Here is a 17,325-nt window from a genome sequence, read left to right on the forward strand (position 1 = left end):
CCACAGATGCGCATCGTGCCGGCCGCCGCCGGCCTCGCGGTCGGACTCGTCCTGGCGGCGTGCGCGGGGTGCGTGTCGCCCGGCGACGTCGTGCGCGGGACCTCACCGGCCCTCCCACCCACCTCGGGCGCCTTCGACTACCAGCTCGGGGCGGCGTACGGCGCGCCGGGAGAGCTCGACGTCGTGGTGCGCGACGCCGCGGCCGATCCCCTCGAGGGCGCCTACAACGTCTGCTACGTCAACGGCTTCCAGACGCAGCCCGGCACGTTGCCCGCCTGGGAGCGCCACCACCCCGAGGCGCTCCTGCGCGCGGACGACGGCGCACCGGTCGTCGATCCCGACTGGCCGGACGAGGCCGTGCTCGACCCGTCCACACCCGCGCAGCGTGAGGAGATCGTCGCCGTCGTGGCCCCGCTGATCGACGGGTGCGCGGAGGCAGGTTTCGACGCCGTCGAGATCGACAACCTCGACACCTTCCTCCGCTTCGACCGCGTGGACCGCGCCGGTGCGCTCGCTCTCGCCCGGGCCTACGCGGACCGGGCGCACACCGCCGGGCTCGCGATCGCGCAGAAGAACGCGGCGGAGCTCGGCGCCGTCGGCCGCGACGAGGTCGGGTTCGACCTCGCGGTCGTCGAGGAGTGCGCGGCGTTCGAGGAGTGCGGTGCCTACCGGGCGGTCTACGGCGCCCACGTCCTGCAGGTCGAGTACGACGGCGGCCGCTCGTTCGACGAGCTGTGCGCGACGCCCGGGCGTGCGCCGCTCACGGTCCTGCGCGACCGGCTCCTCGTCGGTCCGGCGGCCGAGGGGTACGTCCGCCTGCAGTGCCCGACGACGTAGCCCTCCACCGCTACCATCACGCGGTGGACACAGTGCGGTGGGGCATCATCGGCGTCGGGAACGTCACCGAGGTCAAGAGCGGACCGGGCTTCCAGCAGGCCGAGCGGTCCTCCCTCGTCGCGGTCATGCGCCGCGACGGGGAGAAGGCTGCCGACTACGCCCGCCGCCACGGCGTCCCGCGCTGGTACGCCGACGCCGACGCCCTCATCCACGACGAGGAGGTCGACGCCGTCTACGTCGCCACCCCGCCCGACTCCCACCGCGACTACGCCGTCCGCGTCCTCGAGGCCGGCAAGCCCGTCTACGTCGAGAAGCCGATGGCGCGGACCACCGCCGAGTGCGAGGACATGATCGCCGCGTCCGAGCGCACGGGGCTGCCGCTCTTCGTTGCCTACTACCGCCGCGCCATGCCGCGCTTCGTCACCGTCAGGGAGATGCTCGACGACGGCGTCATCGGTACCGTCCACGCCGTCGCCGTCCACGCCTCCAAGCCGGCCGTCATCGACGACGGCGCCGACGCGCCCTGGCGGGTGCGGCCGGAGGTCAGCGGGGGCGGGCACTTCGTCGACCTCGCCTCCCACACCCTCGACCTCCTCGACCACCTCCTCGGCCCGGTCGCCTCGGTGACGGGGCACGCGACGCGCTTCGGCCGGGCGACGCTCGCCGAGGACGTCGTCAGCACGTCCTTCGAGCTGGAGTCCGGGGCGCTCGGCAGCGGCCTGTGGAGCTACGGCACCCAGGAGCAGCGCGACGAGATCCGGATCCTCGGCAGTGCCGGCTCGCTGCAGTTCTCCACCTTCGGCCAGGAGCCGATCCTGCTCACCACCGCCGAGGGTGAGCGCCGCATCGAGGCCCCCTACCCCGCTACCGTCCAGCTGCCGCTCATCCAGACCGTGGTGGACGAGCTCACCGGCCACGGGACGTGCCCGAGCACGGGGCACAGCGCCGTCCGCACCGCCCGGGTCGTCGACGCCCTGCTCGCCGACTACCGCGCCGCGAACGCCATCACCCTTCCCTGACCACGCCCCCCAAACCTTCGCAATTGGTGACCTGACTGACGGTTATGGCCGGCGAACCGTCAGTAAGGCGACCAATTGCGACGTGGGGCGACCGAGTGCGACGTGGGGCGACGGGGGTGTGTGGCGGTCAGCGCGCGGCGCGGGCACGCAGCTTCTCCGTGAGGCCGAGCCGCACGGTGGGCCACTCGCGGTCGATGATCGAGAAGACGACGACGTCCCGGACGGTGCCGTCGCGCCACACGTCGTGGTGGCGCAGCACCCCGTCCTGCTTCGCGCCGAGGCTCGCGATCGCCCGCCGGGAGCGGTGGTTGTGCCAGTGGGTGCGCAGCTCGACGGCGATGCACCCGAGGGTCTCGAAGGCGTGGGTGAGCTGGAGCAGCTTGGCCTCGGTGTTGACGCCGGTTCCTTGGGCGCTCGCGGCGACCCACGTCGAGCCGATCTCGAGGCGGCGGTTGTCCTCGCGGATGTTGAGGAAGGTCGTCACGCCGAGGGCGGCGCCGTCGGCGTTGCGTCGCAGCACCCACGGGACCACGCGGCCGGCGGCGTGCTGGGCCAGGCGGGCCGCGACGTCGTCGTGCATGGCCTCGGGGGAGGGGACGCGGGTGTACCAGAGCTCGTGGAGGCGCCCGTCCTGGACGGCCGTGCCCAGCTCATCCGCGTGGTCCTGCCGGAGCGGCTCGAGCGTGACGAGGGTGCCGGTGAGGGTGGGGGCCGCCGTGAAGCTCACCCAACGAATCCTAGAGCCCCCCGAACGTCGCAATTGGTCACCTGACTGACGGTTATGGCCGGCGAACCGTCACGGAGGCGACCAATTGCGAAGGTGTGGGGGCGGCGGGGTGGCCGGTGGAAGGAAGTGGCACCGGGTCGTGTTGACCACGACATGCCCCCTGTTCTCCTCGACCAGCCGCTGCGCGCCCCGGGCCACGCCGACGCCGCGCGCACGGCCGACGTCGTCGTCATCGGCGCCGGGCAAGCGGGGCTGTCGGCGGCCTACCACCTGCAGCGGCGCGGCTACCGGTCCGCGCTGGAGGAGCACCCGCGCAGCTTCGTCGTCCTCGACGGCGAGGAGGGTCCGGGCGGGGCGTGGCGCCACCGCTGGGACTCGCTGCGCATGGCGACGGTCAACGGTATCCACGACCTGCCCGGCATGGAGCAGGACCCGCCGGACGACTGCGAGCCGTCGAACGCCGCCTTGCCGCGGTACTTCGCGCAGTACGAGGAGCGCTTCGACCTGCCCGTGGAACGACCGGTACGTGTGGAGTCGGTCGACCGCGCCGACGACGATCCGCGCGGCGCGCTGCGCGTGCGCACCGACCGTGGCACCTGGGTCGCCCGCGCGGTCATCAACGCCACCGGCACGTGGCAGCGCCCCTACTGGCCCTACTACCCGGGTCGAGAGACCTTCCTCGGCCGTCAGCTCCACACCGCCGACTACGTCAGTGCCGACGAGCTCGGCGGCCGGCACGTCGTTGTCGTGGGGGGCGGGATCTCGGCGGTCCAGTTCCTCGCCGAGCTCTCCCAGGTGACGTCGACGACGTGGGTCACCCGCCGCGAGCCCGTCTGGCGCGACGGCCCGTTCGGACCCGACGAGGGACGCGAGGCGGTCGCCATGGTCGAGGAGCGGGTCCGGGCAGGGCTGCCCCCGCGCTCGGTGGTCTCGGTGACCGGGCTGCTGTGGACACCGTCGCTCCGGGCGGCGGCGGAGCGCGGCGCCCTGGACCGCCGGCCCATGTTCGAGCGGATCGTTCCCGACGGCGTGCGCTGGGCGGACGGCACCGAGCAGGCTGCCGACGTCATCCTGTGGGCGACCGGGTTCCGCGCCCAGCTCGACCACCTCGCGCCGCTGCGGCTGCGCGGCCACGGGGGTGGGATCGTCATGGACGGCACCCGGGTGGCCGAGGAGCCGCGCGTGCACCTCGTCGGGTACGGGCCGTCGTCGTCGACGATCGGCGCGAACCGGGCCGGTCGGGACGCCGTCCGGGAGATCGACACCCTCCTCGCCCAGGACTAGACGGAGGAGTCCGGCTGTCGGCGGAACGGGCCCCCGACGCCGAGAGCCGGACTCCTCGGGAGGAGTCCGGCTCTCGGTGGGGTGCCTCAGCCGAGGCGGCGCAGGCCGAGGGTGTCGCGGCGGTCGCCGTTCCAGTCGCCGACGAGCACCTCGTCGGTGTCCCGGCCAAAGGTGACGACGCGGTCGGCGTCGCCGCCGCTGATCGAGTTCTTCAGGTGGTAGACGTTGCCGCGGCGCACCCCGAAGGTGTCGCGCCCGTTGCCGTCCCAGTCCCCGACGATGACGTCGTCGTCCGCGCGGCCGTAGGTGATGACGGCGTCGGCGTCGCCACCGGAGAGCGAGTTCTTCACGTGGTAGACGTTGCCGCGGCGCACGGCGAGGGTGTCGCGCCCGTCGCCGTTCCAGTCACCCACGAGGACGTCGTCGTCCGCGTGCCCGTAGGTGACGACGCGCTGCGCCGGGCCCGAGCGGTTGTCGTTGCGGATGTGGTACTCGCGGCCGCGGCGCACGGCGATGGAGTCGCGCCCGTCCCCGTCCCAGTCACCGATGAGGATGACGTCGTTCTCCCGCCCGTAGGGGAAGGAGTAGTCGGCGTTGCCGCCGCGCAGGGTGTTGCTCACGTAGAAGGTCTTGCCGCGGCGGAGCGTGATGGTGTCGGTGCGGTTGCCGTCCCAGTCACCGATGAGGACCTCGTCGCCGTCCCGGCCGTACTGGAAGACGATCTCGGCCTCGCCGCCGAGCGTGTTGGACAGGAAGAACCCGGTGGGCGGCGGGGTGACGCGCCACCACTCGCTGAACTGGTCGAAGCGGAAGTTGGTCAGCGTGCGGTCCCCCGTGCTGCACTCGACCCGGCCCTCGGTGATGCGGCCGCCGAAGGCGCCGTTGCCGTCCCGCTTGGTGATGACGAGGTTCTGCAGGCGCCCCCCGCTCGGGCAGTAGGCCTCGACGGTGCTCACGCTCAGCCGGCCGGTCCACGTGGTGCGGGTGTCCCCGGGGGCGGTGCCGGTGTAGGGGTCGGCCTTGGCGACGAGGTAGGGGCGGGTGCTCGCCTTGGACCACCCGCCGTTCGTCGCGGAGAACTGCGTGAACGCCACCGCGCCGCCGTAGGTGCGCACCTCGCCCGCGGTCTCGGCGACCGCGGTGTTCGTGCTGGCGAACTCCTGGGGGGTGACGACGGCGCCGCCGGCGCGGTCGACGACCGCGCGGCCGCGGTACACCTGGCAGCTCGTCGTGTCACAGGTGAGTCCGGCGCTGTTGCCGGCGATCTCGGCGAGGACGTAGCTCCGGGCGGCGACCGCCTGGGCCTTGAGGGCGTCCATCTCCCAGTACGACGGGCTCTCGTGCGGGACGACGCCGCGCAGGTACTGCTCGAGCGCGACGTGGTTGCGCACGTCGAACAGCGTGCTGTTCTCGCGGACCAGCTGGATCGTCCCGCGGTACCAGGTGCCGCGTGAGGAGCTCGAGCCGACCACCGCTCCGACGTTGTCGTTGTTGGTGTCGCGGGCGGTGACGGTGAGCTCGGTCGCGGTGAAGGCATGGACCGGGCCGGCGCTGCCGTCGGCCGTCGTGTGACGGACCCAGAAGCGGTCGTTCTCCCTGCGGTCGACGGTGACGTACCCGCCCGCGTAGGAGCGGGTGGTGTTGCCCGCGCCCGCGACCTGGAGGCGGGCCGCCCCCTGCGGGGCCCACAGGGTCACCGACCCCGTGTCCTGATGGGCCATGAGGCGCACCCGCAGCGTGCTGTTGCCCACCGAGCCGACGGAGGTCCCCGGGTAGTAGAACCCGAGGATCTGCCGGTAGGTCAGCCCCTGGAGGGCCGCACCCTGCGCGCCCCACTGGGACATGCCGATGCCGTGGCCCCAGCCGCGCCCCTGGATCTCCCACGAGCCGGAGCTCGGGCGGGGGTAGCTCTCCTCGGCGGAGGCCGCGCCGGGCAGGCCGACGACCACCCCGAGGGCGAGGACCGCCGCCAGGGCGGAGGAGAGAAGACGACGGACGGAACGCATGGCGGCCTCGGCAGGTTCAGGAGTCGGAGTGTCTCCGATCGAGGATAAGCGCCGGCACCGACGCCCGTCTGCCCCTCGGCGAAGAATGGCATTCGGGGGCAGGGCAGGTGCCCCGCCGGGCCACCCTGGGACGCACATCCCGTCCGGTCCAGGGCGCTGGCAAGCGCTTGCTGCCTGACGGGATGTGCGTCCCGGACGAGAGGCCGGTGGGTCAGGCGCTGGCGAGCAGCTTGCGGATGCGCTTCTCGCTCACCTTGACCGGGGTGCCGAGCTGCTGGGCGAAGAGGCTGACGCGCAGCTCCTCGATGAGCCAGCGCACCTCCTCCAGCGTCGCGGCGCGCGAGGGGTCGGCCGTCGCGTGGCGGGCGGCGGAGGCCGCGGCCTCGTACTCCTCCTCCAGCTCGCCCACGCGCCAGGCGAGGTTGGCGTCCTGGTGGACGTTGTCCTTCGCGCGCTCGACCCGCCGCCGGGCGGCCCGCAGGTAGCGCGGGAGGTGGGCGAGGCGGTCGGGCGGGGTGCGGGAGACGAAGCCGGGGTAGACGATCCGCGCGGCCTGGTCGCGCACGTCGGTGAGGGTGTTGAGGAGGAACATCGAGGTCGCGTCCCTGACCGAGGCCTCGAGCTCGCGCTGCGCCTCGAGCGCCGCCACCACCTGGCCCACCACCCGGTAGACCCGCTCCTCGAGGCCCGCGCGGACGGCGTCGCGCAGCTGCCCGTAGCGAGGGGCGTCCATCGGCTCGCGGCCGCCGTGCGCCGCGACCCACTCGTCGGCCAGCGCCGTCACGGCGGCCAGCTGGACGTCCGCCACGAGGGACTCGGTGTCGCGGTAGGGGCTGGCGGCAAGGGTGAGCGCCTCGCGGCCGGTCCAGCGGGACGTCACGCGCGCGCTCGCCAGCGCCGTCTCCTGCAGCAGCAGGCGCCGCACGCCGCGCCGGTGCGCGCGCCCCTGCTCACGGGAGTCGGCGAGGACGAGGAGGTCCACCCGTGGCGGCTTCCCCCGCTCGGCGGCCACCTCGGCGAGCGCCGGGTACCCGCGCACGAGCAGACCCTGCGGTCCGGTCGACTCCACCTGGGCCGGGATCGTGCCGACCGCGGGCCACCCGGCGAGCCCGTGCTCCTCCGCGAGAGCCGGCACCGACGGGCGCACGCCCGCGGCGGGGGCGGTTCCCGACGGCGCTGCCTGCGCCGTCGTCGTCCTCGTCCCGCCCGACTGCCCGCGGGCCTCCTCCATCGCCAGCTGGACGGCGCCCTTGACGGCACTGCGCACGGCGGCCTGGGTCTGCGCGGCGAGGCGCCGCTGGAGCGTGGGCAGGGAGGTGCTCTCCCCGAGGACCTTGCCCGTGTCGTCGACGACGCGGAAGGTGAGGCGCAGGTGGGAGGGCAGCTTCTCCTCGTCCCAGGCGTCGGCGGGGAGCTCGACGTCGCGCGCCATGGCGACGGCGGCGGTGAACGCCTCCCGGAAGGACGGCGCGCCGAAGGGCGCGGGCGCCACCTCCGGCCACGGCGGCAGCAGCGCGAGCACCTCGCGGGCGACGTCGGGGGCCGGCACGAGCTGGACGCGCACCTTCTTGGGCAGCGAGCGGATCGTCGCGACGGCGAGGTCGGGCAGCAGCCCGGGCACGAGCCAGTCGAAGCCGTCGGGACGCAGCCGCCCGAGCACGCTGATCGGCACGTGGACGGTGACGCCGTCGGCGGCGGTGCCGGGCTCGAACTGGTAGGTGAGGGGCAGGGTGAGGTCGCCCTGCTTCCACGTGTCGGGGAAGTCGCCCGAGGTGACGTCCGGCTCGCCGCCGAAGAGGAGCTCGCGGGTGAAGTCGAGGAGCTCCGGCTCCTCGTGGCGGTGCTTCTTCCACCACGAGTCGAAGTGCCGGGTGCTGACGACCGACTCGGGCAGGCGCTCGTCGTAGAAGTCGTAGATGCCGTTCTCGTCGATGACGAGGTCCCGGCGGCGGGTGCGGTTCTCCAGCTCCTCGGCCTCGGCGAGCAGCTCGCGGTTGTGGGCCCAGAACTTGTGGTGGGTGCGCCACTCGCCCTGGACGAGCGCGTGCCGGATGAACAGCTCGCGGGCCAGCGCGCGGGCGGAGGTGGTGCCGACGCTCGCGAGCGGCACGGTCCGGTCCGCGACCAGCGTCATCCCGTAGAGGAGGACCTTCTCGTGGACCATGGCCGCGCCCTGCCGGGCGGACCAGTACGGCTCGGAGTGGACCTTCTTCGTCAGGTGCGCGGCGGCCGGCTCCACCCACGAGGGCTGGATGCGCGCGGCGGTCCGCGCGAACAGCCGCGACGTCTCGACCAGCTCGGCGGCCATCACCCAGTCGTAGGTCTTCTTCGCCAGCCCCGAGCCGGGCCACACGACGAAGCGCGTGCCGCGCGCTCCGGCGTACTCGCGGCGGCGCTCGTCGTAGCTGCCGAGGTTGGACAGCAGGCCCACGAGCAGCGACTGGTGGATCGCGTCGGCGCTCGCGGCGTCGGAGGACTGCCCGACGGCGACGGCGGCCGCCGCGGGGTCCTCACCGACCTCGTCGGCGTGGGGCAGCGCGAGCGGCCGCATGGTGAGGCCGAGGGGCTTGGCGAGCTGGCGCAGCTGGCTGACGACGTCCTGCCACTCGCGCACCCGCAGGTAGTTGAGGTACTCCGCCCGGCACAGCCGCCGGAACGCCGAGCCGGACAGGTCGCGCTGCTGGGTGCGCAGGTAGCGCCAGAGGTTGAGGTAGGCGAGGAAGTCGGAGGTCGGGTCGGTGAAGCGGCGGTGCTTGGCGTCGGCGGCCTGCTGGTGCTCGGTGGGCCGCTCGCGCACGTCCTGCACCGACAGCGCCGCGACGATGACCATGACCTCGGCCGCGCAGCCGTTCTGCTGCGCCTCCAGGAGCATGCGCCCGAGCCGCGGGTCGATCGGCAGGCGGGCGAGCTGGCGCCCGACGGCGGTGAGCCGGTGCCGTCCCGCCCCGCCCGGACGGGCGTCCTCGTCGGCGGCCTCGAGCGCCCCGATCTCGACGAGCAGCTGGACGCCGTCACGCACCGCGCGGGTGTCGGGCTGGTCGACGAAGGGGAAGTCCTCGACGTCGCCGAGCCCGAGCGCCGCCATCTGGAGGATGACCGAGGCCAGGGAGGTGCGGAGGATCTCCGGCTCGGTGAACTCCGGCCGCGACTCGTAGTCGGTGCGCGAGTAGAGGCGGATGGCGACGCCGTCGGCCACGCGGCCGCAGCGGCCCGAGCGCTGGTTCGCGCTCGCCTGGGAGATCGCCTCGATCGGCAGCCGCTGCACCTTGGTGCGGTTGGAGTAGCGGGAGATGCGCGCCGTTCCCGGGTCGACGACGTAACGGATCCCCGGCACCGTCAGGGAGGTCTCGGCGACGTTCGTCGCGAGCACGACGCGCCGGTGGCGGTGCGGCTCGAAGACCCGGTGCTGCTCCGCGGCGGACAGGCGCGCGTACAGGGGGACGACCTCGACGACGCCGGGCTGGCCGGCGCTCGCCCGGCCCGCGTACCGGGGCCCGAGGTGCTCGGCGAGCGCGACGTCGGTGTCCCGGATCTCCCGCTCGCCGGAGAGGAAGACGAGGATGTCGCCGGGCCCTTCGGCGAGGAGCTCGTCGACGGCGCGGCTGATCGCCGTCGGCTGGTCGAGCTCCTCCTCGCGGGTGGCGGGTGCGTCGTCCTCGCCGTCGTCGTCGGTGTCGGGGACGAGGGGCCGGTAGCGGACCTCGACGGGGTAGGTGCGTCCGGAGACCTCGACGACGGGCGCCGGGACCCGCTCGCCGTCCTCGCCGTCGCGGCCGAAGTGGGCGGCGAACCGGGCGGAGTCGATGGTCGCGGAGGTGATGACGACCTTGAGGTCGGGGCGGCGCGGCAGCAGGCGGGCGAGGTAGCCGAGGATGAAGTCGATGTTGAGGGACCGCTCGTGGGCCTCGTCGACGATGATCGTGTCGTAGCGGCGCAGCATCGGGTCGCGCTGGATCTCGGCGAGGAGGATGCCGTCGGTCATGAGCTTGACGAGCGTCGTGGGCCCGACCTCGTCGGTGAAGCGGACCTGGTAGCCGACCGCGCCGCCGAGCGACACCTCGAGCTCCTCGGCGATGCGCTCGGCGACGGTCCGGGCGGCGATGCGGCGCGGCTGGGTGTGCCCGATGGTGCCGGTGACGCCCCGGCCCAGCTCGAGGCAGATCTTCGGCAGCTGGGTCGTCTTCCCCGAGCCGGTCTCCCCGGAGACGATGACGACCTGGTTGTCCCGGATCGCCGCGGCGATCTCCTCGCGGCGCGCGGAGACGGGCAGCTGCTCGGGGTAGGTGATCGTCGGGACGGCGGCGCGGCGCGCCTCCAGCTGCTCGGGGGAGTGCCCGCGGTGCTCGGCCGGGCGGCGGCCACCGGAGCGGCGACGGCGCCCGCCGCGCCCGCCGTCGTCGGCTCGCCTGGGCGGCCTTCCGCCGTCGGCGTGCTGCGCGGCGCCCCGCTCCGTGGTCACGGTCGACCATTCTCTCCGATCCCGGACGCCGGGGGCACCCCGTTTCCTCCGGGTGAACGGCGGGGGCGGCGAGGTCCCCACCGAGGCTGCCGGCCGGCGGTGGACAATGGCGCGGTGTTCAAGCTTTTCGGCTGGGTCCTCACCCTCGCCCTGGCCGTCGCGGCCGTGCTCACCCTCGACCCCGCGCGGCTGGGGATGTCGACGCACATCCCCGTCACGCAGGCGATCGCCATGCGTCCCTACCTCGTGGCCGGGTTCGTCGTGCTCGGCGGGGTGCTGCTGCTCGGAGTCCTCCTCGCGGCGCTGCTCGGGCGCCGGTGGCCGCGGCGCACCGTGCTGGCCGTGGTGCTGCTCGGCGTGGGCCTGGGGCACGCCGGGGTGCTGTGGTCGCGCGGCCTCGGTGACGAGCCGCTGCCCGCGGCGCGCGACGGCGCCGTCACGGTCCTCACCCTCAACACCCTGGGCGGTGGCTCCACCCCCGCGCAGGTGGCCGACGCCGCCGCCGACGTGGGTGCGGACGTCCTCGTCCTCCCGGAGACCTCCGCGGACAGCGCCCGGGCCATCGCCGACGGACTCACCGAGCGCACCGGCGCCGCCTTCCAGCTCTTCGCCGAGCGCACCGGGGAGTGGGACGCGAGCTCGACGGCGCTCCTCGTGAGCGAGGAGCTCGGCGAGTACGCCCCCGCCCCGCCCCCGACGACGGCGCACGGCGCGGTCCGCGCGGAGCCGGTGGACGGCACGGGGCCCGTCCTCGTGGGAGTGCACCCGATGAGCCCGCACGCGCCCGGGCCGGCGATGGAGCGCTGGCGCACCGACCTCGAGGCCGCCACCGAGCCGTGCCGCAGCGAGCCGGGCGTCGTCGTCGCGGGTGACTTCAACGCGACCCTCGACCACGCCCCGATGCGGGACATCGGTTCGTGCGTCGACGCGTCCTCCGAGGGCGGCGTCGGCGGTGTGGCGACGTGGCCGGCCCACATGCCGCGGCTCGTGGGCGCCCACATCGACCACGTCCTCGTGGACGGGGATGTCTACACCGTGGACGCGGCCGCCGTCCTCGAGGTCGGGGAGAGCGACCACCGCGCCGTCGTCGCCCAGATCTCCCCAAAGTAGTCCCGCCGAACCCCGTCCCCGCCGAGAGCGCAGGTAGCGCCGAGGGCTGAGTTGTCCCTCGAGGTGCCGGCGTACGGCCGGCGGCCGGCCTACTCGCCGAGGAACACGGCGCTCCACGCGCCCTGGTTCTCGGCTCCGGAGACACCGATCCGCACGGAGTCGGCACCCGTGGTGTCGACCTCCTCGGTGTGCGCGCCGTCGACGCAGGTGACGTCGACCTCGGTGCCGTCCAGGCTGTAGGTGGGGCCACTTTCGCGCATGACCTCGACGTAGAAGGTCAGCGTGTCGTTCTGGAAGCAGGACAGCTCGACCCCGGTCACCGTGCCGCCGCTCGTGTCATACCCCATGGCCTCCCCATGGACACACGCTAGGGGGCGGTGCCGCGCGGCGTGGTGAGTTCCTCGGTTGCCCTCACCCGGACGTGCGCAGATGAGGGTGCTCGGAGGACGACCGGGGAGGTCGAGGGCCGGGGACTACGCGCCGCCGTCGGTCGCGCGATCGGCGAGCCGGCCGAGCGCCGCCCGCCAGAAGTCCTTCCACTCGGCCACGGCGTCCACGTCCGGGAGCCGGCCGTGCTGGACCGCCACCCGGACCTTCCCGGCGCCGGCGGCGAGCTCGACGACCACGCGCGCACCGTCGTCGTCGGTGATCCGGGCCCGCCGCGGCGCACTGGCGCTCACCACCTGCCAGCCCGGCACCCACGCCGTGCGCAGCGCGTCGTCGACGACGTGCGCGAACGTCTCCTCGGCGGGCGCCCCCACGGTCTTCGACACGTTGGCGTCGAAGGTGCCGTCCTGCCGCTGCCCCGGCAGCCGCATCCCGCGCGCCTGCTCGTAGCCGACGGTGAGGCTCTGCGCCCACCAGCCGTCGACGTCGTGCTCGGTGACGAGCCACTCCGCGATCCGCTGGTGCGCCCAGTCCTCCGCGCCGGCGGCGTCGAGCAGGCCGAACCAGTCCTTGCGGGCGCGGCCGGTGGCGCGGGCGACCGTGTCCGCGCCGATGACCTCGTCGTGCCGTCTGGTGGTCATGGGCCCACGGTACGCGGGGCCAGAGCGCGCTCCGCGGCGTCGGTGTCTCATCGGCGTCGCTCCGACGGGCGCGCTGTCTCGCATCCCGGATGGCCTTTGGTCACGCGGTCACCGCGCCGCGACGATCGCACCACCATCCAGAGCGGCCGAGAGTCCTGGCTCGACGACGCCGCAGCAACCCCCCGTCTCCACGGGTGCGGGTGCTTCCGCCAGGCCCGATGGGAGAGTGTTCGTGAGCACCGCTAGCCTCGTGACTGTGCCGCGTGGACGACCGACGGTCTCATTCGAGCTGTATCCACCACGCACGCCCGCCAGCGAGGCGTCGGCGTGGGAGACGGTCGAGCGTCTGGCCGCCGCGGCCCCGGACTTCTTCTCGGTCACCTACGGCGCCTCCGGCTCCACCCGCGACGCCTCGCGCACCCTCGTGCGCCGCATCCTCGCCGAGACGACCGTCGCCCCGATCGCCCACCTCACCTGCGTCGGTTCCACCCGCGCGGAGCTTGCGCGGTTCGTCGGCGAGCTCGTCGACGACGGCGTGCGCGACTTCCTCGCCCTGCGCGGAGACCCTCCGGCCGGCGAGCGGGAGTGGGTCCCCCGGCCCGACGGCGTCAACTCCACCGCCGAGCTCGTCGCGCTCATCAGGTCGGTGGAGCACGCACGCTTTGGTGCGACCGGGGCGCTGAGCGTCGCCGTCGCCGCCTATCCCGCCGGCTCCCACCACACCCGCACGCAGGACGTCGCCGCCCTGCGTGACAAGCAGGCGGCGGGCGCGGACTTCGCCATCACCCAGGTGTTCTACGACCCCGCGGCCTACGTCGGCCTGGTCGAGGAGGCCCGCGCGGCCGGGGTGGTGCTCCCGATGGTCGCCGGCATCATCCCGATGACCGACCCGCGGCGGCTCACCCGGCTGGCTCAGCTCACCGGCGTCCCGGTCCCCGAGCCGCTGCTCGAGCGCCTCGCCGCGGCCGTCGACGACGACGACCGGCACCGCATCGGCATCGACGCGACCACCGCCCTGGTGGACGACGTCGTCGCCGCCGGCGCGCCCGGACTGCACCTGTTCACGTTCAACCAGCACCGGCCGGCACTCGACGTCGTCGAGCGCCTGCGTCGCCCGCTGTCCACCACGAGCCCGAGGACGACCTCATGACCGACCGCACCGTGCCCCAGCTGCCCGCCGCCACCATCCTCGGCTACCCGCGGATCGGGCCACGGCGCGAGCTCAAGCGGGCCGTCGAGTCCTTCTGGGCCGGCCGCAGCGAGCTCGACGACCTGCTCATCGCCGCCGCGGAGCTGCGCCGCCGTCAGCGTGCGCGGCTCATCGACCTCGGCCTCGCCGCCGACGACGCCTCGATCCCCTCCGACTTCTCCTTCTACGACCAGGTGCTCGACACGGCCGTCACCCTCGGGGCCGTCCCGCCCCGTTTCGCCGACCTCCTCGACGACGACGGCGCCCTCGACCTGCCCGGGTACTTCACCCTGGCCCGGGGAGCCGGGGACCGTCCGCCGCTGGAGATGACGAAGTGGTTCGACACGAACTACCACTACCTCGTCCCCGAGATCAGCCCGGAGACCCGCTTCCGGCTCGCCGACGACCGCGTCCAGCGCTGCTTCCTCGAAGCGGCCGCGGAGGGCGTGACGACGCGGCCGGTCATCGTCGGGCCCGTCTCGTTCCTCCTCCTGAGCAAGGCCGTCGGCGAGGAGCAGCCGGACGCCGACGGTGCGGCACCGGTCGCCGCCCCGCCGGAGGACTTCACGCCGCTCGACCGCCTGGACGACCTCCTGCCCGCGTACGTGGAGCTCCTCCGCGAGCTGGGGCAGGCGGGCGCGCCGTGGCTCCAGGTCGAGGAGCCCGCCCTTGCCGTCGACTGGGGGGTCCCGCGCGAGCAGGTGCTCGCCGCCGTCGAGCGCGCCTACACCGCTCTCGCCACCGAGCTGACCCGGCCCGAGCGTCCGGCGCTCTTCGTCCCCGTCGCCTACGGGCCCGCCGACGACGCCCTGCCGGTGCTCGCGGGAGCCGGAGTCGAGGCGGTCGGCATCGACCTCGTCCGCGGCGACGTCCCGTCCGGTGAGGTCCTGTCGGGACTCGGGGACGCCGTCGTCGTCGCGGGTGTGGTCAACGGCCGCAACGTGTGGCGCACGGACCTCGACGCCGCGTTCGAGCGGCTCGAGGAGCTCGAGGCAGGGCTGCCGGAGGGCGCCGCCCGCGCGGGACGCCTCTGCGTGGGGACGTCGACCTCGCTGCAGCACGTGCCTTACGACGTCGGCGCGGAGACGGGACTGGACCCGCAGCTGAGCAGCTGGCTCGCCTTCGCCGACCAGAAGGTCGAGGAGGTGCTGGCGCTCGCGACGGCGCTCACCCGGGGGCGCGACGCCGCCGGGGAGGCGTTCACCGCCGCAGCCGACCGCCGTCGCAGCCGGCTCGAGCACCCCGGGGTCCGCCGGGCCGACGTCCGCGACCGCGTGGCGGCCCTGAGCGACGCGGACCGGCAGCGCGCCCCCTTCGCGGAGCGGGCCGCCACCCAGGCCGAGGTCCTCGACCTGCCCCCGCTGCCGACGACGACGATCGGCTCCTTCCCGCAGACCGTCGAGATCCGCCGGGCGCGGGCGGCGTACGGGCGCGGCGAGCTCAGCGCGGAGGAGTACACCGCTGCGATGCGCGAGGAGATCGCGCGGGTGGTCCAGCTGCAGGAGGAGCTGGGCCTGGACGTCCTCGTCCACGGCGAGCCCGAGCGCAACGACATGGTCCAGTACTTCGCCGAGAACCTCGAGGGCTTCTCGGTGACCCAGAACGGCTGGGTCCAGTCTTACGGCACGCGCTGCACCCGCCCCTCGATCCTGTGGGGCGACGTCGCCCGGCCCGCGCCGATCACCGTCGAGTGGTCCCGCTACGCCGCCTCGCTCACCGACAAGCCGGTCAAGGGCATGCTCACCGGCCCGGTGACGATCCTCGCGTGGTCCTTCGTCCGCGACGACCAGCCGCTCGCGGACACGGCGGCGCAGGTGGCGCTCGCGCTGCGCGACGAGGTCGCCGACCTCGAGGCGGCGGGCATCGGTGTCATCCAGGTCGACGAGCCCGCGCTGCGCGAGCTCCTCCCGCTGCGCGCGGAGCACCACGCGGCGTACCTGGAGTGGTCGGTCGGCGCGTTCCGGCTGGCGACGGCGGTCGCGGACCCGGCCACCCAGGTGCACACGCACCTGTGCTACTCCGAGTTCGGGGAGGTCATCGGCGCGATCGACGACCTGGACGCGGACGTGACGAGCATCGAGGCCGCGCGCTCCCGGATGGAGGTGCTGCCCGAGCTGCAGGCGGCGGGCTTCGCCCGTGGCGTGGGACCGGGTGTCTACGACATCCACTCCCCGCGGGTGCCGAGCGAGGAGGAGGTCGCCGAGCTCGTGGCGCTCGCGGCCGAGTCGGTGCCCCCGCAGCTGCTGTGGGTCAACCCCGACTGCGGCCTCAAGACCCGCGGCTACGACGAGGTCGAGCCCAGCCTGCGCCACCTCGTGGCGGCCGCGCGGAAGGTGCGGGCGAGCCTGTCCTGAGCGCGCGGGCCGGGACCCGCGCACACCTCTCCCTCCGGGGCCTACCCGAGGCGCTCGGTGGTGATCTCGAAGCCCGCCGCGACCAGACGGTCGGCGAGGACGCTTCCCAGCGCCGTCGCCGGGGTGAGGACGCCGCCCCCGTTCGGCAGGCGGGACCCGTCGTGCGCGAGGGCGAGCGCGGACTCCCCGATCATCACCGAGGTGGCCGCGTAGCCCGGGTCCCCCTGGGCCGCGACGACGGTGCGGTACGAGGCGCCCGACGTCGTCCGGGCGAGCACCTCCATGCGGAAGTGGCCGCCCCGGCGGGTCTCCTCGTCGGGGCCGTCGCCCGGGGAGGGCAGTACCCGGTCGGCGACCCAGCGGGTGGGCGGGAACGCCATGACGCCGACGGCGGCACCGGTGGCGAGGGCCAGTGCCCGGGCCCGCCGTCGTCCACGCGAGCCGGGACCGACGTCCATGACCTCCCGGTAGCGGAAGTCGCGGCCGTAGCGCCAGCCGCTGAGCGCGTTGCTGCGGTGGACGATGCGGCTGTTGAAGGCCGCCATGGGGAAGGTCGTCACCCACGTGCCGGTCTGCGCGTCGCGGAAGGGCTGTGACGGTGTGTGCTGGTCGACGTCGGGCGCGTCGGCACGGTCGGGGACGAGCGCGTACGGGTCGGCGAGGATGCGCCGGTTGCTCGGGTCGCGGGCGGCGTCCACCTGGGTGCGCATCGAGTCGATCGTGCCGCCGCTGATCCCGCCGGAGACCTCGCGGACGGCGAGCGTGGTCGCGAGCAGCTCGCCCGCGCCGTCGGCCCGCGCGCGCTCGGCGGTGAGGTAGGCGCCGAGGTCGGAGGGGACGGAGTCGAAGCCGCACGAGTGGACGATGCGGGCACCGGTGCGCTGCGCCGTGGCGTGCAGGCGCTGGGAGGTCTCGTGGATGAACAGGACCTCACCGGCGAGGTCGGCGTAGTGCGTGCCCGCCTCCGCGCAGGCGCGGGCGAGGGGCATGCCGTGCCGGCTGTAGGGCCCGACCGTCGTGACGACGACGCGGGTGGAGCGGGCGAGCTCGGCCAGGGCGGCGTCGTCCTCGGCGTCGGCGACGACCACCGGCCATCCGGTCGCGGGCGGACCGAGGTCGTCGCGGACCCGCTCCAACCTGTCCCGGGAGCGGCCGGCGAGCCCGACCCGGGTGCTCGGAGCGTGCTGCGCGAGGTACTCGGCCACGAGCCGTCCGACGAAACCGCTGGCGCCGTAGACGACGACGTCCAGCGCCCGGTCCGAGGAAGGCGCACTCATACGTCGAGGCTAGGTCCCACCCCGGACTTCGCAAT

The 17,325-nt window shown here is 74.1% G+C and carries 12 protein-coding genes and 1 riboswitch; of the genes, 6 read left to right on the plus strand and 6 right to left on the minus strand.

Translation table 11 applies throughout. The features are described 5' to 3' along the window. Positions 1 to 6 precede the first annotated feature (6 nt). Both GD632_RS04385 and GD632_RS04390 read left to right on the plus strand, forming a co-directional pair. The gene (locus tag GD632_RS04385; RefSeq protein ID WP_152189095.1) at positions 7 to 837 is read left to right on the plus strand and encodes an endo alpha-1,4 polygalactosaminidase; all 831 of its coding nucleotides are present in this window, start codon (positions 7 to 9) and stop codon (positions 835 to 837) included. 23 nt (positions 838 to 860) lie between these two features. Continuing rightward, complete coding sequence (locus GD632_RS04390) at positions 861 to 1,856, plus strand: Gfo/Idh/MocA family protein (RefSeq protein WP_152189099.1); 996 nt, start codon at positions 861 to 863, stop codon at positions 1,854 to 1,856. Between the two features lie 127 nt (positions 1,857 to 1,983). On the opposite strand, the gene GD632_RS04395 is transcribed toward GD632_RS04390, so the two are convergent. Further along, positions 1,984 to 2,583, minus strand: coding sequence for a GNAT family N-acetyltransferase (locus GD632_RS04395; protein WP_152189101.1), 600 nt, complete (start codon positions 2,581 to 2,583; stop codon positions 1,984 to 1,986). Between the two features lie 153 nt (positions 2,584 to 2,736). Between GD632_RS04395 and GD632_RS04400 the strand changes: the two genes are divergently transcribed. After that, positions 2,737 to 3,867: an NAD(P)-binding domain-containing protein gene (locus GD632_RS04400; RefSeq protein WP_152189104.1), complete on the plus strand. Its 1,131-nt coding sequence runs from the start codon at positions 2,737 to 2,739 to the stop codon at positions 3,865 to 3,867. A gap of 86 nt (positions 3,868 to 3,953) precedes the next feature. Here GD632_RS04400 and GD632_RS04405 read toward each other — a convergent pair whose 3' ends face one another. Together GD632_RS04405 and hrpA are read right to left on the minus strand one after the other, a co-directional pair. Next, positions 3,954 to 5,873 carry a SpoIID/LytB domain-containing protein gene (locus tag GD632_RS04405; RefSeq protein ID WP_193311334.1) on the minus strand — a complete coding sequence of 640 codons (1,920 nt, stop codon included), beginning with the start codon at positions 5,871 to 5,873 and terminating at the stop codon, positions 3,954 to 3,956. A gap of 211 nt (positions 5,874 to 6,084) precedes the next feature. Then, entirely contained in the window at positions 6,085 to 10,332 is a 4,248-nt protein-coding gene (gene hrpA / locus GD632_RS04410; RefSeq protein ID WP_152189108.1) for an ATP-dependent RNA helicase HrpA, read from the minus strand. Between the two features lie 114 nt (positions 10,333 to 10,446). Here hrpA and GD632_RS04415 point away from each other — a divergent pair, with 114 nt between their 5' ends. Then, on the plus strand, positions 10,447 to 11,442 hold the full coding sequence (locus tag GD632_RS04415) for an endonuclease/exonuclease/phosphatase family protein (RefSeq protein WP_152189110.1): 996 nt from the start codon (positions 10,447 to 10,449) through the stop codon (positions 11,440 to 11,442). An 89-nt stretch (positions 11,443 to 11,531) separates the two neighbouring features. Here the strand turns inward: GD632_RS04415 and GD632_RS04420 are convergent, their stop codons facing one another. Together GD632_RS04420 and GD632_RS04425 are read right to left on the minus strand one after the other, a co-directional pair. Beyond that, a complete protein-coding gene (locus GD632_RS04420) occupies positions 11,532 to 11,789 on the minus strand; it encodes a hypothetical protein (protein WP_152189112.1) in 258 nt (85 codons plus the stop codon). 126 nt (positions 11,790 to 11,915) lie between these two features. After that, positions 11,916 to 12,470 carry a hypothetical protein gene (locus GD632_RS04425; RefSeq protein WP_152189114.1) on the minus strand — a complete coding sequence of 185 codons (555 nt, stop codon included), beginning with the start codon at positions 12,468 to 12,470 and terminating at the stop codon, positions 11,916 to 11,918. 130 nt (positions 12,471 to 12,600) lie between these two features. After that, a riboswitch (SAM riboswitch) is annotated at positions 12,601 to 12,695 on the plus strand. 31 nt (positions 12,696 to 12,726) lie between these two features. Between GD632_RS04425 and GD632_RS04430 the strand changes: the two genes are divergently transcribed. Both GD632_RS04430 and metE read left to right on the plus strand, forming a co-directional pair. Then, positions 12,727 to 13,620, plus strand: a complete 894-nt coding sequence (locus tag GD632_RS04430) for a methylenetetrahydrofolate reductase (protein WP_226924557.1) — start codon at positions 12,727 to 12,729, stop codon at positions 13,618 to 13,620. After that, entirely contained in the window at positions 13,617 to 16,013 is a 2,397-nt protein-coding gene (gene metE / locus GD632_RS04435; protein WP_152189119.1) for a 5-methyltetrahydropteroyltriglutamate--homocysteine S-methyltransferase, read from the plus strand. Before GD632_RS04430 ends, metE begins: the two co-directional genes overlap by 4 nt. Positions 16,014 to 16,054: 41 nt before the next feature. Here metE and GD632_RS04440 read toward each other — a convergent pair whose 3' ends face one another. Continuing rightward, complete coding sequence (locus GD632_RS04440; RefSeq protein ID WP_152189122.1) at positions 16,055 to 17,290, minus strand: saccharopine dehydrogenase family protein; 1,236 nt, start codon at positions 17,288 to 17,290, stop codon at positions 16,055 to 16,057. Positions 17,291 to 17,325 lie beyond the last annotated feature (35 nt).

The sequence above is a fragment of the Georgenia satyanarayanai genome (assembly GCF_009193135.1).
Classification (GTDB): domain Bacteria; phylum Actinomycetota; class Actinomycetes; order Actinomycetales; family Actinomycetaceae; genus Oceanitalea; species Oceanitalea satyanarayanai.

What these genes read in the sequence shown, in the direction of transcription:
- GD632_RS04420 (WP_152189112.1), bottom strand. Translation starts at nt 11,789, where the DNA reads ATGGGGTATGACACGAGCGGCGGCACGGTGACCGGGGTCGAGCTGTCC.
- GD632_RS04425 (WP_152189114.1), bottom strand. Translation starts at nt 12,470, where the DNA reads ATGACCACCAGACGGCACGACGAGGTCATCGGCGCGGACACGGTCGCC.
- metE (WP_152189119.1), top strand. Translation starts at nt 13,617, where the DNA reads ATGACCGACCGCACCGTGCCCCAGCTGCCCGCCGCCACCATCCTCGGC.
- GD632_RS04385 (WP_152189095.1), top strand. Translation starts at nt 7, where the DNA reads ATGCGCATCGTGCCGGCCGCCGCCGGCCTCGCGGTCGGACTCGTCCTG.
- GD632_RS04405 (WP_193311334.1), bottom strand. Translation starts at nt 5,873, where the DNA reads ATGCGTTCCGTCCGTCGTCTTCTCTCCTCCGCCCTGGCGGCGGTCCTC.
- GD632_RS04400 (WP_152189104.1), top strand. Translation starts at nt 2,737, where the DNA reads ATGCCCCCTGTTCTCCTCGACCAGCCGCTGCGCGCCCCGGGCCACGCC.
- GD632_RS04440 (WP_152189122.1), bottom strand. Translation starts at nt 17,290, where the DNA reads ATGAGTGCGCCTTCCTCGGACCGGGCGCTGGACGTCGTCGTCTACGGC.